The sequence below is a fragment of the Novosphingobium endophyticum genome, from assembly GCF_014640675.1.
Taxonomy (GTDB): Bacteria; Pseudomonadota; Alphaproteobacteria; order Sphingomonadales; family Sphingomonadaceae; genus Novosphingobium; species Novosphingobium endophyticum.
The window spans coordinates 127,113-141,898 of sequence record NZ_BMHK01000003.1 but is presented as its reverse complement, the minus strand read 5'-3'; the positions used below and the strand labels follow the sequence as shown (position 1 = coordinate 141,898).

Sequence of the window (14,786 nt, the reverse complement as noted above, 5' to 3'; positions counted from 1 at the left end):
GCGGCTGCGCCTTCCGCCCTTCGCGGCATGCCGGATACGGCTGGCCGCGCGGCGGCATGGCTCCGGCGGGTCGTTCGCATGAGGTTCATCGGCAGGGCGCCATAGCGCGCGGCGATTGTTCACTTAGGGGGCGCGGCCTCGAGAGTCGTCGTTCCGGCAGGGGTGTCCTGAATCTTGCGGTTCGAGCAGAGAATTTCGCGATTCCTTTCCAGCGCGGCATTGGCCGGCGCACTGGGCGCGGGTGCGTGCCTGCTGTCGTCGCCCGGCCTTGCCCAGAGCGCACCGGTGGTTTCGCGGCCAGTGGTTCAGGCGCTGCCTACCAACGACGCCAAGGCGCTCAACGATGCGCTGTCGCGCCTTGGCCGCAATCCCAGGGATACCGAAGCCCTGATCGATGCCGGCGATGCGGCCCGCGCGCTTGGCGATTTCGACGCGGCGATCGGTTTCTATCGCCGGGCCGAAGAGGTTTCCGCGACCAATCCACGGGTCAAGGCGGGCATGGCCCGCGCGCTGGTTCTCTCAGGCGATCCGGTGGCCGCGATTCCGGTGTTTGCCGAGGCTGAACGGGCCGGCGCGGGTCCACAAATGATCGCGGCCGATCGGGGTCTTGCCTATGATCTCGTCGGCGACAATGCCGCGGCGCAGCGCTATTACAAAGCGGCGCTGGGCGGACAGGACAACGATGAGTTGCGCATGCGTCTTGCCGTGAGCCAGGCCATCGGCGGCGATGCGGACGCCGCCGAGGTGACGCTGATGCCGCTGCTGCGCAGGCAGGACAAGCCGGGCTGGCGGACGCGCGCCTTCACGCTGGCCATCGCGGGCAAGACCAAGGACGCGGTGGAACTCGCGAACACCATCCTGCCGGAAAAGCTGGCGCAAAGCATGGCGCCCTACTTGCGCTACATGCCCCGCCTGACGAAGGCGCAGCAGGCCGCCGCGGCCAATCTCGGCAAGTTCCCGCGTGCGTCCGAAATCGGCCGGGACGAACCACGCATCGCCGCTTACAGGCCGGCGAAGATTGCATCAGCGGACGCCGCGCTGGTTCCGCGGGGGGCGCAGCTTGGCAGCGGGAAAGCGGCTGCGACCGCGACCTCCAGGAGCAGCGGCAAATCGAGGGACGAAAAGGCGGAGCAGGCCCGGCGCGAGGCCGAAGCTGCCGAAAGCCGCCGCAAGGCTGCGCTCGCCTCGGCCGAAGCGGATCGGGTCGCGCCGCCCGAGCCGAGGCCCGCCATCCAGCGAAATGGCGTCGAACTGCCGCCGGTGGATGCCAAGGGGGAATTACCGCCCGTAAACGCCTCGCCGCCGTTGGCGGCCAGGGCGGGCGTCGCGCTTGCTGATCCCGCGCCGGCTGCTGCCAGGATCGCCCCGCCGCCGGCGCAGGAAAAGCCGGCCAGCCCCGCGCCGGGCTTCGATCTCGCGCGCGTCGGCACAGCGGCGCCGGCTGCCCCGCCTGCGCGCGAAGCTCCGCCCGAGCCGGGGCCGACGCAGCTCTCGCTCTCGGAGATATTCGCCGATCTCGGCAAACCGGCGACACAGGCGGCACCCGCTCCCGGCGCGGTCGATATCAGCAGGATTCGGCCCGCCAGGCCGAAGCCGACCGAAGTGGCCAAGCCGGCCGAGGAACCGAAGAAGCCGGCGCCTCCGGCGCATCCCAGCCGCATCTGGGTGCAGATCGGCGTTGGCCGCGACAAGGATGCGATCGCCTTCGACTGGCGTCGCTATACGCGTCAGGCCCCGGAACTGTTCAAGGGCAGGGAGGCGCACGTCAGCGAGATGGGGCGTACCAACCGGATTCTCGCCGGTCCCTTTGCAACCCGCAAGGCCGCAAACGATTTCGTCGCGGACCTTCGCAAGGAGGGCATCGACGGAGCCTTGCCCTGGACCAGCCCGGCGGGGCAGGTCGTCGACGTGCTCCCGGCGAAGTGATCGCGCTGCTGGTCCGGCGGCATTAAGGTTTGTTTAGTCTTATCCACACGCTGTAAACAGACTTGTGTAGTTTTGCGCAGGCCTTTCCGCTTCCCGGATTGTGCTGCCCCACCCGTGCAAGACATCCATGCTCTCGAACGCGGAGGGCGAATGTCAGAATATATGAGAACGGTACAGGACGACATCGGGAGGGACGAGGAAGCCGCTCCGGTGGAGATGCTGGCATCCCTGTTCGAGGCGCGCGACTGGCCTTTCGAGTATTCCGGTGACGATGAAATCTCGGCGGAAGTGAAAGGCAGCTGGGCAACCTACCAGTTCCAGGCGATCTGGCGGCCCGAGGACCGCGTCCTGCAACTGGTGTGCCTGCCGGACATCCGTATCAGCGACGGCAAGCGGGCCGCCGTCTACGAGGCGCTGGCGCTGATCAACGAGCAGCTCTGGCTCGGGCATTTCGATGTCTGGTCCAGCGGCAGCGTCGTTCTCTACCGGCACGGGCTGATGCTGGGCGAGGACGGGCTGCTCGGCCCCGGACATGCGCAGATGGTGGTCGAGGCGGCGGTCGAGGAGTGCGACCGCTTCTATCCGGTGTTCCAGTTCATCCTTTGGGGCGACAAGACACCGACCGAAGCGCTCGCCGCCGCGATGGTGGATGCGGCCGGAGAGGCCTGAGACACGCGCTCAAGCCGTTTCCCCGACGCGGCCCTTGGCAGCGCCGGGCACCTGTCCTAATCGACCCCGACGACCGCTTCGCGACCGGAGGACATATGGACCGCTTTCAGAATATCCTGCTCGTCGGATGCGGCAACATGGCGGGAGCCATGCTTCAGGGCTGGCTCGCCGGCGGCATTCCGGCATCCCGCTTCACGGTCGTCGATCCCTGGCGCAGTGACGTGCCCGAAGGCGTGATGCTGCTTCGCGATTTGCCCGGCGGCCGCTTCGACGCGGTCATGCTGGGCGTCAAGCCGCAAGGGCTGGACGATGTCGCGCCGTCGCTGGCGCCGCTGGTCGGGGGCGGAACGGCGCTTTTCTCGATTCTCGCCGGTGTCGAGTTCGACAGCCTCGCCGGGCGTTTCCCGCAGGCGGGAGGAATCGTGCGGATCATGCCGAACCTGGCCGCCGCCATCGGCAAGTCGCCCATCGCGCTGGCCGCGCGCGGGCTTGACGAAGCGGGGCGCGCCGCCGTCACGGCGCTGATGGAGCCGCTGGGCACGCCGGAGTGGCTGGCGGACGAGAGCCTGTTCGATGCGGTCACCGCGCTCGCCGGGTGCGGGCCGGCGTTCGTCTACCGCTTCATCGATGCGCTTGCCGCCGGCGCGGCGGGGCTGGGCCTCGACGAGGGGCAGTCGCAGCGCCTGGCCCTTGCCATGGTGGAGGGCGCGGCCCAGCTCGCGGCGGCCCAGGCCGAGGCGCGGCCGCCGGTCTCCCCGGGCGAACTGGCCGACAGGGTGGCGAGCCCCGGCGGATCGACCCGCGCGGGCCTCAACGTGCTCGATGCCGAAGCGGCGCTGGCCGGCGTGGTGGCGGCCGCCATGCGCGCCTCGCGCGACCGCAACGCGGAAATGGCGGCCGAGGCGCGGAAAGGCTGATTTCGGCCGCTTACATTTTGATACAAGCCCCGATGTCCGGTTTTTCTTGAATATTGATCGGGCTGGCCCGATATTCAGCGCTGACCGGCCCATCGCATTGTGCGCGCGCCGGCAAAGGGAGTTTGAAATGGCGAATTGGAACGACCCCCAGCCCCGCACGGGCTTCGGTGCGTCTCCGAGCCTTGACGGACGCACGGCAGGCCGGGCCGCTTACGACGTGGGCCTGCGCGGGCACATGCTGTCGATCTACAATTACATGGCCTCGGGCGTCCTGCTGTCGGGCATCGTGGCGATGCTCTTCGCATCGTCCGGCATGGCCGCGCAGGTGCTGACGACACCGCTCAAGTGGGTCATCATGCTGGCACCGCTCGGCTTCGTCTTCGGCATGAGCTTCGGCGCCAACCGGATGAAGACCTCGACGCTGCAGATGCTCTACTGGGGCTTCTGTGTGGTCATGGGCCTGTCGCTCTCGGCGATCTTCCTGGTGTTCACCGCAAGCTCGATCGCGACGACCTTCTTCGCGACCGCGGCGGCCTTCGCGGGTCTCAGCCTGTTCGGCTACACCACCAAGAAGGATCTGTCGGGCTTCGGCACGTTCCTGATCATGGGGCTCGTCGGCATTCTCGTGGCGATGCTCATCAACGTCTTCGTGGGGTCGACCGTCCTGCAGTTGGTGATTTCGATTCTCGGCGTGCTGATCTTCGCGGGTCTCACCGCCTATGACACGCAGCGGCTGAAGAACCAGTATTTCGAGCTGCGTGGCACCGAGTTCATGGGCAAGGCCGTCGTGCTCGGCGCGCTCAGCCTCTATCTGGACTTCATCAACATGTTCCAGTTCCTGCTCAGCTTCCTCGGCCAGAGGGAATGAGCGGACGGACATCGCGGATGGCTTGTTTTTTCCGAAGCGAGTAATCCACAGTCCAGTTTCGAAGTGCTATAATGCCCGGTGCGGTTCGTCGCACCGGGCATTTCCTTTGCCGGCCGGGAGAGATAGGAACAGCGCACTTTCGTTGGAGAATACAAGGTGAAAAACCCGAGGTTGAAGGGACTGGCGCGCCGGGTGCCGTGGATGGCCGGCCCGGTTCTGGCCGTGGCGATCGCTGTTCTTTCCGGCTGCACGACCCCGCCGCCACCGCCGCCACCACCGCCCCCGGTCGTGGTCATTCCGCCCAAACCGACGCCGCCGATGGGCGCTCCGGACGAGATGACCATCCCACCGGCGAACGATCTGGGCGTGCGCCAGACGGTCAATTCGGGAATATCGACCTCGCAGGCGGTCTGGAACCTGCGCTCGGCCTACAATGTCGCGGCGCTCAACTGTATCGAGGTGCAGTACGCCCCGATCCTCGAAGGCTACAAACGCTTCCTCACTGTCTACGCCAAGGCGTTGAATTCCGCGAACAGGGAGATCGACAAGAGCTTCCGCACGCAGCACGTGGGGCGCGCGGCGATCGTGGCGCGCGAGACCTACCAGACCCAGGTCTACAACTTCTTTTCGCTGCCGCCGGTCGATGCCGGTTTCTGCCAGGCCGCGATGGACCTCACCACCGAGCTCCAGACTGTCGATCCCAGCCAGTTCGAGGCCTATTCCTTCACCGGCCTTGCCAAGATGGAGGCGCCGTTCAAGGCATTCTTCGACGCCTTCGAGCAGTATAGGGCCGATCTCGCGGCGTGGCAGTCGCGCTACGGCGGTGGCCTTCTCACGGTGCGCCCGACATTTGAACAGCAGGCCGAAATCGGACAACAGGCCGCGCAGCCTTCCGTGACGCTTCCGGCACCGACGGCGGCGCCGCCCCAGCCGGCCATAACGCTCCCGCAGCAGGCGATAATCTTGCCGCCGCAAGTGGTCGAATCATCGCAGCAAGGGGCGGATGCTTCAACGCAATAGGTTCCCCGTGCAGGGGAGGGACGAAAATCCGGCCCGCGCATTTTTGCTCTTTCAAGCGCGGGATCTCTTCGCTAAGGGGGCCGCTCGCGATGCGGGAGGCCCGCTTCGCGTCGATACTGGAACGGGGCCGTAGCTCAGCTGGGAGAGCGCGTCGTTCGCAATGACGAGGTCAGGGGTTCGATCCCCCTCGGCTCCACCAGTAAGTGCTGTTCCCGCTGACCGGCCGCACACTGCTGCGGCCGTTCGCGTTTTTATGGGGTGCGTTTGCCGCACTCGGTGTGCGGCACCGGCCCGGCGACGTAGCATCACCGCACTCGACACGTTTGCCAATCCGCCGGATAAGGACGCCATGCATTTTCTCGACCAGGCCAAGATCTACATCCGCTCCGGCGCGGGCGGGCCGGGGGCGGTGAGCTTCCGGCGGGAGAAGTACGTCGAGTACGGCGGCCCGGACGGCGGCAACGGCGGCAAGGGCGGCGACGTGATCTTCGAGGCGGTCGCGGGCCTGAACACCCTGATCGACTTCCGCTATACCCAGCACTTCAAGGCCCCGCGCGGCGGCCACGGCATGGGCAAGAACCGCAATGGCGCGGCGGGCAAGGATCTGGTCATCAAGGTGCCCGTGGGCACGCAGGTCATCGACGATGAGGATCGCGAGATGGTTCTGGCCGACCTGACCGAGGCGGGCCAGCGCGTGTCCCTGCTCGAAGGCGGCCTGGGCGGGCGCGGCAATGCCAGTTACAAGACCAGCACCAACCGCGCCCCGCGCCAGCACCAGCCCGGCATGCCGGCGCAGGAAATGTGGGTCTGGCTGCGCCTGAAGCTGCTCGCCGATGTCGGCCTGGTCGGTATGCCCAACGCGGGCAAGTCCACCTTCATCAACGGGCTGTCCAACACCAAGGCCAAGGTGGGCGCCTATGCCTTCACCACGCTGCGCCCGCAGCTGGGCGTGGTCAGCCACAAGAACCGCGAATTCGTGCTGGCCGACATTCCCGGCCTGATCGCCGGCGCGGCGGAGGGCGCGGGGATCGGCGACCGCTTCCTGGGCCATATCGAGCGCTGCCGCGTGCTGGTCCACCTGATCGACATCTCCAGCACCGACCCGGTCGAGGCGATGCATGTGGTCGAGGAGGAGCTGGGGGCCTATGGCGGCAATCTGGACGACAAGCCCCGGCTGGTGGCGCTGAACAAGGTTGACCTGGTGGACGATGCGCTGGCGGCAGAATACGCGAAGGAACTGCTCAAGGCCGGCGCGCATGAAGTGTTCCCCATCTCCGGCGCGACGGGCAAGGGCATGGCCCGGCTGCTCGACGCGGTGATCGAACACCTCCCCGCCGCGACCGTCACCGAGCGGCCCGAGGGCGAGCGGGAAGAGGCCGACGAGCAGCCCTGGTCCCCGATTTGAGCGAAGCCTTGCCCCGCCGGGCGCGGGACCGCGCGCAGAGTAATGGGCGAGGGGCGGTGTCGGAACGCGTGTGGCAGGTTTGCGCGACTTTCCGGTCATTGCCCAGGTGCGGCGCCTCTCCCGAAACCGGACCGGCAGCCGTCCCTGGTCTGGCCGATTGGATCGCGAAAAATAGAAGGGGGAAAGCGGACATTTCGTGGACATTCGAGCCGCGCCACCGCCCCAACATTTTGCGTAGGGCGCTTCGCTCCGATCTGTGATAGTTTCACCGTTTCTTCCGTGTTCGCCGGCAGAATCGATGAACGAGCGAACGTCGGGTATGGCTTTCGCACCGCGAGTCTCCGACTTCCGAAGGCTTCGGCCATGGAATTCTTTACGCCCTTGAAACCCGAATCATCGAGCAGCCTGGGGATGGCGCTCGTCATGTCGTCCAGCACCCCGCTGATCCTGCTGAACGAGCAACTGGTAGTGAAGGCCGCCAGCGGTTCGTTCTGCCGCAGTTTTTCGCTCGACTGCGACAGAGTGGTCGGCAAGGAGCTGTTCGCGCTGGGCGATGGCGAATGGGAAATCCCGCAATTGAGGTCGTTGCTGACGGCGACGGCTGCGGGAAGTGCCGCAATCAACGCCTACGAGATGGACCTGAAGCGCGCTGGTGACCCGACGCGCAATCTTGTCATCAACGCCCACGTGCTTGACCACGATGACGACGAGGCTCTGCGCCTCGTGGTGGCCGTGACCGACGTCACCGAGGCCCGTCAGGCCCAGCGCGCCAACGATACGCTGGTGCAGGAGAAGCACATGCTGGTTCGCGAATTGAACCACCGTGTCGCCAACAGCCTGCAGATCATCGCGAGCGTGCTCATGCAGAGCGTGCGCCGCGTCCAGTCAGAAGAGACGCGGGCCCACCTTCGCGAGGCCCATCACCGGGTCATGTCAATCGCCACCCTGCAACGCCAACTTGCTTCCACAGGCACGGGTGAAGTTGCGCTGCGTCCCTATTTCACCGAACTATGCGCCAGCATCGGGGCTTCGATGATTGCCGATCCCGGGCAGCTATCCCTGACGGTCGACGTGGATGACAGCGTTACCGCTGCCGACAGGTCTGTCAGCATGGGCCTGATCGTCACCGAACTGGTAATCAACGCACTCAAGCATGGCTATTCCGGCCAAGCGAAGGGCGCGATCAAGATCGGGTTTCACACGATGGCCGATGGATGGATTCTGACCGTCGCCGACGATGGGGTGGGAATTCAAGGCGACCACCCGAGTGGCAAGCCCGGCCTTGGAACCGGGATCGTGAATGCGCTTGCCGCCCAGCTCTCGGCCACGGTCGAAGTGACCGACGCCAATCCTGGCTACCTGGTGTCGATCATCCATCGCTAATCGTTTCGCCCCGCAGTCTGGCCAAAGGCTCCAGCCGACGGATTCGAAACGCGGAGATTGTCCGCAGTGGGTCGTGAGCCACCGTAACTTGGCAACCTGAATGTAGGGCAGCTATTTGCCCCAGTCGTCCGAAACCTGCCTGACCGGACCCGGCAACAAACCCGCCACACCCCCAAACCGTTTCCCACATCGCCGACGCCTGACTTAGTCTCGCCGCGCTCTTGCGCATCGTCAGCTTCGCCGTCCTTTCCGAATTCGCGCCAGTTACTTTTCGGGAGGCGCCTTGTCGCGCCCGGTCCGGGAGGGGGAGTTTTTCGCTTCAGGACTGTGCAAACCTGACTGTCACCTCGCGACAACAGCGTGTCGATCCTGTTTCCCGGCGAACCGGCAATCGTTCTTCATCCACGACGATCGGCACGGATCGCGGCGCGCAAATGCTTCCCACCGCGCGGCAATTCTCCTAAAGGCTCGGCTTCCATGCCTATCGCCCGCCTTTCCGATCTTGCCGACCAGGCCCAGTGCCCGCTCCTTGTGGTCAAGGTCGGTTCATCGCTGCTTGTCGGGAATGGGGGCGTGCGGCGCGAATGGCTTGCGGGGCTTGTCGCGGAGATCGCGGAGGCCCGCGCGCGCGGGCAGCGGTTGATCGTCGTGTCCTCGGGCGCCATCGCCCTGGGTGCGGCGACGCTGGGGCTGGACAGGGGCGGGCGCGGGTCGCTGGCCGATGCGCAGGCCGCCGCCGCCGTGGGGCAGATCGCGCTTTCCGGCCTCTGGGCGGAACTGCTGGGCAGCCATGGCCTCACCGCCGCGCAGATGCTGCTGACGCTGGAAGACCTGGAGGACCGGCGGCGCTATCTCAACGTCACCGCCACGCTCACCCGGCTACTCGATGCCGGCGCGGTGCCGGTGATCAACGAGAACGATTCGGTCGCCACCAACGAGATACGCTTCGGCGACAACGACCGGCTCGCGGCGCGCGTCGCGCAGGCGGCACAGGCGAGCGCGGTGTTGCTGCTCTCGGACATCGACGGCCTCTATGACCGCGATCCCAGGCAACCGGGCGCGACGATGATTCCGGTGGTCGAAGGGGTTACGCCGGAGGTTCACGCAATGGCGAGTGCGGAGTCGAATTCGGGCATGGGCTCGGGCGGCATGGTCTCCAAGCTGCAGGCGGCCGAGATCGCCGAACTCGCCGGCATCTGCCTCGTCATCGGCAATGGCCATCACGACCGGCCGGTGGCGCGCATCGTCGGGGAGAACATCGGCACGCTGTTCCTGCCGCGCCGCAAGACCGGCGCGCGCAAGGCCTGGCTGGGCGGGCGGCTGCGGCTCAAGGGCAGCCTGACGGTCGATGCCGGCGCGGCGGCGGCGCTCTCGCGCGGGTCGAGCCTGCTGGCAAAGGGGATCACCGGGGTCGATGGCGAGTTCCTGCGCGGCGATCCGGTGGAGATCCGCGAGGCCGGCGGCAGGATCGTCGCCCATGGCCTTTCGGAGTACGACGCCGCCGAATGCGCGGCGATTCGCGGGCTTCATTCCAGCGAGCAGGCCGAAGTGCTCGGCTATGCGCCGCGCTCGGCGGTGGTCCACCGTGACCAGTTGGTCCTCAAATGAGCGATCCGGTGCCCGAGGACCGTCCACTTCTCGCCCTGACCGGAGGCACCGGCTTCGTCGGGCAGGCCGTGCTCGACGCGGCGATTGCGGCCGGATACGAAGTGCTCGCGCTGACCCGCCGTCCTCAGGCGCCGCGCCGGCACGTGCGGTGGATCGGAGGCGATCTGTTCGATACTGCGTCGCTGTGCGAGCTGACGCGCGGGGTCGAGGCGACGATCCACGTCGCGGGCGTCGTCAACGCCGCCGACCTTGCGGGTTTCGAGGCGGGCAACGTCAACGGTACGCTGAACCTGATCGAAACTGTGGTCGCCAAGGGTATACCGCGTTTCGTCCATGTTTCCTCGCTCAGCGCGCGAGAACCGGAGCTGTCCGCCTATGGCGCGTCCAAGGCCCGCGCGGAGAAGCTGGTGCGGGCGAGCCCGCTCGACTGGACCATCGTGCGCCCGCCCGCGATCTACGGCCCGCGCGACAGGGAAATGTTCGAGCTGTTCCGCGCGGCGAAGTGGGGCGTGATCCCGACGCCTGCAAGCGGGCGCGCCTCGATGATCCACGTCGAGGACCTGGCGCGCCTGCTGGTGACGCTGGTGCCGGGGGGCGAGGCGGTGACGGGCTGCACTTTCGAACCGGACGACGGCAAGCGGGACGGCTGGGACCACTACGAATTGGCCCGCGCGATCGGCTGGGCCATGGGCAGGCGCCCGAAAGTGCTGGGCCTGTCGAAGGCGGCGCTTGAGCGTGTCGCGAAGATCGACCGGTTTTTTCGCGGCACCAAGGCGAAGATGACGCCGGACCGCGCGGCCTACTTCAGCCATCCCGACTGGGTGGTCGGCACGGATGGCAGGATCCCGGCGGCGCTCTGGCAGCCGCGCATCGAAACCCGCGAAGGGCTCAAGGCTACCGCGCGCTGGTATCGCGAGAACAAGTGGCTCTGAGCGCCTGACGTCATCCCGGATGACGGTTATTCCGGCGGACGTGGAGCGCCGCGCCCCGCCGGCTCCAGCCCGCGCAGCGCCCATTCCGCCAGTTGCCGCACGTCGCGATGCCCGCCGCGCAGGCCCAGCGTCGCCTCGAAGCCCATCAGGTGCGAAACGTAGGTCAGCGCCATGATCAGGCCGAGCGGACTGTCCGGCGCGTCCTCGGGCAAGGCCGCGCCGATCCCGTCCCCGAGCCGCTCCACCTGCAACGCCCGCATCTTCTCGCCGAACGCGATCGTCTCGCGCCGGATCGCCTCGTTATGGTTGGCAAGGGCGAGGTATTCCATGGTCAGCGCGGCATCGAACGGGTCGGAGAATGCCTGCCACAGGGCGTGCAGTGGCCGGTCCGAGGCCATCGCGCGCTTGACCGTCTCCAGCACCTGCGCGGTGCGGCGGCGATAGGCCGCCAGCAGCAGATCATCCATCGCCGCGAAGTAGTAGTAGACCGTCTGCTGGTTGATCCCCGCTCGTTCGGCCACGCGGCGCGAGGTTACGGCGCCGTAGCCCTCCTCGCGCATAACCGCCTCGGTCGCGTCGAGCAGGGCCGCGCCGGTCGCCGAGTTGCGCGATCCCATCCGGCGGGTGGGGCCGACCCTGGTCGCCATCACGCTGCCTCGCGAAACGGCGACGGGTCGAAGGCGATCGGCAGGCTCCTTATCCCCCACACGCCGGCAAAGCTGCGCCACGTTGGCGGGGCGGTATGGCGCGGCCGCCTGAGCCGCTGGGCGATAAGGTGCGTGCCTTCCTCCACATTCGCCTGGGCGAGAAACTGGCCGAGGCAGATGTGCATGCCGCGCCCGAAGGCGAGCGGGGCGGTGCGGTCCGGGCGGTCCGGATCGAACCCGAGTGGATCGGAGAAGACTTCCGGATCGCGGCCGGAAATGCCCAGCGGGAACAGCAGCATGGTGTCCTTGGGAATGAGCACGTCGCGATAGACGATGTCCCTCGTGGTCACGCGGTAGGTGTTGGACGGGCTGGTCAGGCGAAGCTGTTCGCGCACGACCTTGCGGCAATAGTCGTGATCCTCGGCGCAGCGCTCCCAGATCGCGGGATACTCGATCATCGAGTTCATCAGCAGCGTGAGCAGGTTCTTCGACGTGTCGTAGCCCGCGCTGAACAGGAATACGAGCATCTGGCGCAGTTCCTTGCCGGTAAGCTCGCCGCGCGTGCTGGCCGCGATGAGATCGTCGAGCAGGTCGCCCTTTCCGGCATCGGGGCCGCGCTCCGCGATCAGTTCGTCGACGAAGCGCCAGAGCACCTGATAGGCGGCCTCGATCTTCGGCATGTCCTCGACGATCATGTTGAAACTCGATCCCTGGACTTCGAGCGAGGATATGATCCCCGGCAGCTTCGTGACGTCACCGCCGATCAGGCCGAACATGACCCGCACCGGGAAATTGGCCGCGAACACGGCGAAGTCGAAGGCGCCGCGCGGGGCCCATTCGTCGAGCAGGGCGGAAATCGTCCCGGTTATCACCGGGCGCATGCGCTTGACGTTGTTGGGGCCGAATGCGGCGCTGACGCTGGAACGCAGCCGGGCATGATCCTTGCCGCTTCGCACCAGCATCATTTCCTCGGCGAAGTCCCCCCATCCTGTGCCGCGCGCGCCCATCAGGTCGACGATTTCCCCGCCCGGCATCTTGAGGCTGTCGTCCATCCGCATGACATCGTCGATCGCGCGATAGGAGATGAAGACCGGGCCCAGATTGCAGGTCGCCAGCCAGGGATGCCTTGCGCGAGCCTTTTCAATCCATGGAGACGGGTCCGTGCAGAATTCGGGGGTTTCGATTGGCAGGTGCCCAAGGTCAAGCTCGCTTATGGTCTGCATCGCTCTTCTCCGCCCCGACATCTCCTGCTGCCAGTCAGTTTATTAGCATATGACCCCGAGTCGATCCAGAATAACAGAAAACTCGCGAAGTCGTGCGGGAATTGCTGATCGGTTTATCGGCAAAGGCCCGGTAAGAACCGGTCTGGCGTTCGCGGCCGGATTGCGAACTCCGGTACCGTGCGATCCGGTGTTCCCCCTAGGGGGCGGGCGGCTCACATTTACCAGCGCGGGCCTAGAGCCGTGCCCATGCTTCGGCGGGGTGTAAGGGAAAAACAATGGCAGTCGGGTCGATACCGAATACAAGCTGGTTACGTCGTCAATCGATCAATCGCAGACTGACGCTTCAGTCGGCCGCGGCTGCGGGGCTTGCCCTGTGTCTTGTCGTTACCGTTGTGATAGGTTCGATGGTGACGCTGCGCATTATGGAGAAAGACGATGCGACGGCGGAGCAGGCGCTCTTTGCCGCGCTGCTGGAGAAGGATTTCACTTCCCTCGAACGCGACGTTTACCGCCATGCCGTGATCCAGAGCGAACAGTCGCGTGAGGGTTGGGAGAGCAACGCCAGGGATCTGGAACAGTCTATCGCGGACACGCGCAGCCATCTGGAGCCGGCCGAGAAGGCAAATGCCGATCTCGTCAGCGCGAAGGCCCGGGAATACGTCGATGCCACCACAGAGGCCTTTGCTGCCGGCGAACCGAGCCATGATGTGCTCGACAGGATTTCGGACATGGGTTCCGGCGTTGACGATGCCATTGAAAAGATTCGCGACCCCGTCATCATTCGCAGCGAACAGCTTCGTGCCGCGCAGGAAAGCGTCGCGCTCTGGGTGATGGTGATCTCGGTCGGCATCGCCTTGGCCGCCGGTCTGGTCTCGTTCCTGCTCGCACGGGCGATCCGGATCAGCATCGGCGAGGAACTGGATGGCGTGCGTGACGCCATAGCCCAGATCGAGGCCGGTCAGCTCGATTGCGACATCGCGCATCTCGAACGCCGCGACGAAATCGGTGAACTGGCGCGAGCCGCCGCCCGTCTTCGCGACACTGTTGCCGCCAAGGCGCGAAGCGATGCGGAAACGCACGAAATGACGGAACTCGTAGGCGACAGGCTGGGGCGTATGGCGGATGGCGACCTTATGGTCGAACTGCCCGAACTGGGTGCCAGCTATGTCAAGCTGCGCGACGATTTCAACAGGACCGTGGCGCGCCTGCGCGAGGCCATGCAGTCGGTTTCGCGCTCGACTCACGCCATCCGCAGCGGGTCGATGGAGATCAGCCAGGCGTCCGACGACCTCGCCCAGCGCACCGAACATCACGCGAGCGAGATCGGCGCGGCCGCTGCGTCGGTCAGCCAGCTTTCGGCTGCGCTCCAGGAAACCGCGCAGGATGCGGCCGAGGCGCATCGCGGCGTCGACGCGGCTGTCACCGAGGCGCGGCGCGGCGGTGAAGTCGTCAGCCAGGCCATCGGGGCCATGGAACAGATCGAGAAATCGACCGGAGAGATCGGCAGCATCATCGCTGTCATCGATTCCATCGCCTTCCAGACCAACCTGCTGGCGCTCAATGCCGGTGTCGAGGCGGCGCGCGCGGGCGATGCCGGAAAGGGCTTCGCGGTCGTCGCCAACGAGGTTCGCGGGCTTGCCCAACGCTCGGCCGACGCGGCGAAGGATGTGCGCAACCTGATCGAAACCAGTTCGTCGCAGGTCTCGGTGGGCGTGGACATGGTCCGTCGCACGGGCGAGGCGCTCACGTCCATCATCGGGCGCGTGGACAACGCCACGGACGTCGTCATGCGCATCAGCAGTGCTTCGTCGGAGCAATCGGCGCGGCTGCTTCAGACCAACGCGACGATCGGCCAGATGGATGTCGTCACGCAGCAGAACGCGGCCATGGTCGAGGAATCGACGGCGGCCGCGCGCAGCCTTGCCGCCGAAGCGGACAACCTCGGCGAACTCGTCGGCACCTTCCGTATCGGCGAGAACAGCGTCGTTTCGTTCAAGAGTTCCGATACCGCCGCGCGCAAGGCGCCGCGAGCCCGGCAGCAACGCAATGCGCCGCCAGTCGCAGCCGGCAACGCGGCCGTCGCGCAGGTTGTCGACAACAGCGACTGGTCCGAATTCTGATACCGGCGCGCGCCGGGTCTGCCTGAGGCCTGCTCTCTTCCCCCGGCATCGCCTCTTGTCCCGTTCCG

General features: G+C 66.3%; 12 protein-coding genes and 1 tRNA gene. 11 read left to right on the top strand and 2 right to left on the bottom strand.

Going from position 1 to position 14,786, the window contains the following annotated elements; all coding sequences use genetic code 11:
* The first annotated feature begins 174 nt into the window (after window positions 1-174).
* The 10 genes from IEX32_RS03440 (at window position 175) to IEX32_RS03395 (ending at window position 10,728) form a co-directional block, all read left to right on the top strand.
* On the top strand, window positions 175-1,926 hold the full coding sequence (locus tag IEX32_RS03440) for a tetratricopeptide repeat protein (protein WP_229735860.1): 1,752 nt from the start codon (window positions 175-177) through the stop codon (window positions 1,924-1,926).
* A 150-nt stretch (window positions 1,927-2,076) separates the two neighbouring features.
* Window positions 2,077-2,595 carry a type III secretion system chaperone family protein gene (locus IEX32_RS03435; protein ID WP_188768431.1) on the top strand — a complete coding sequence of 173 codons (519 nt, stop codon included), beginning with the start codon at window positions 2,077-2,079 and terminating at the stop codon, window positions 2,593-2,595.
* Window positions 2,596-2,690: 95 nt separating this feature from the next.
* Window positions 2,691-3,512 (top strand): pyrroline-5-carboxylate reductase family protein, encoded by an 822-nt coding sequence (locus tag IEX32_RS03430; RefSeq protein WP_188768430.1) that lies wholly within the window; start codon window positions 2,691-2,693, stop codon window positions 3,510-3,512.
* Window positions 3,513-3,639: 127 nt separating this feature from the next.
* Complete coding sequence (locus IEX32_RS03425) at window positions 3,640-4,380, top strand: Bax inhibitor-1/YccA family protein (protein WP_188768429.1); 741 nt, start codon at window positions 3,640-3,642, stop codon at window positions 4,378-4,380.
* Between the two features lie 156 nt (window positions 4,381-4,536).
* Window positions 4,537-5,400, top strand: a complete 864-nt coding sequence (locus IEX32_RS03420) for a hypothetical protein (RefSeq protein ID WP_229735854.1) — start codon at window positions 4,537-4,539, stop codon at window positions 5,398-5,400.
* 123 nt (window positions 5,401-5,523) lie between these two features.
* Window positions 5,524-5,599: transfer RNA gene (locus IEX32_RS03415), tRNA-Ala, on the top strand.
* 150 nt (window positions 5,600-5,749) lie between these two features.
* Window positions 5,750-6,805, top strand: a complete 1,056-nt coding sequence (gene obgE / locus IEX32_RS03410; RefSeq protein WP_188768428.1) for a GTPase ObgE — start codon at window positions 5,750-5,752, stop codon at window positions 6,803-6,805.
* Between the two features lie 363 nt (window positions 6,806-7,168).
* Complete coding sequence (locus tag IEX32_RS03405) at window positions 7,169-8,188, top strand: sensor histidine kinase (RefSeq protein ID WP_188768426.1); 1,020 nt, start codon at window positions 7,169-7,171, stop codon at window positions 8,186-8,188.
* Between the two features lie 477 nt (window positions 8,189-8,665).
* The gene (proB, locus tag IEX32_RS03400) at window positions 8,666-9,796 is read left to right on the top strand and encodes a glutamate 5-kinase (RefSeq protein ID WP_188768420.1); all 1,131 of its coding nucleotides are present in this window, start codon (window positions 8,666-8,668) and stop codon (window positions 9,794-9,796) included.
* A complete protein-coding gene (locus IEX32_RS03395) occupies window positions 9,793-10,728 on the top strand; it encodes an NAD-dependent epimerase/dehydratase family protein (RefSeq protein WP_188768419.1) in 936 nt (311 codons plus the stop codon). Before proB ends, IEX32_RS03395 begins: the two co-directional genes overlap by 4 nt.
* Window positions 10,729-10,754: 26 nt before the next feature.
* Here IEX32_RS03395 and IEX32_RS03390 read toward each other — a convergent pair whose 3' ends face one another.
* Both IEX32_RS03390 and IEX32_RS03385 read right to left on the bottom strand, forming a co-directional pair.
* Entirely contained in the window at window positions 10,755-11,375 is a 621-nt protein-coding gene (locus IEX32_RS03390; protein WP_188768418.1) for a TetR/AcrR family transcriptional regulator, read from the bottom strand.
* Window positions 11,375-12,598 carry a cytochrome P450 gene (locus tag IEX32_RS03385; protein WP_188768417.1) on the bottom strand — a complete coding sequence of 408 codons (1,224 nt, stop codon included), beginning with the start codon at window positions 12,596-12,598 and terminating at the stop codon, window positions 11,375-11,377. Before IEX32_RS03385 ends, IEX32_RS03390 begins: the two co-directional genes overlap by 1 nt.
* Before the next feature lie 275 nt (window positions 12,599-12,873).
* On the opposite strand from IEX32_RS03385, the gene IEX32_RS03380 reads away from it, so the two are divergent.
* Window positions 12,874-14,718 (top strand): methyl-accepting chemotaxis protein, encoded by a 1,845-nt coding sequence (locus IEX32_RS03380; RefSeq protein WP_188768415.1) that lies wholly within the window; start codon window positions 12,874-12,876, stop codon window positions 14,716-14,718.
* The last annotated feature ends 68 nt before the right edge of the window (window positions 14,719-14,786 follow it).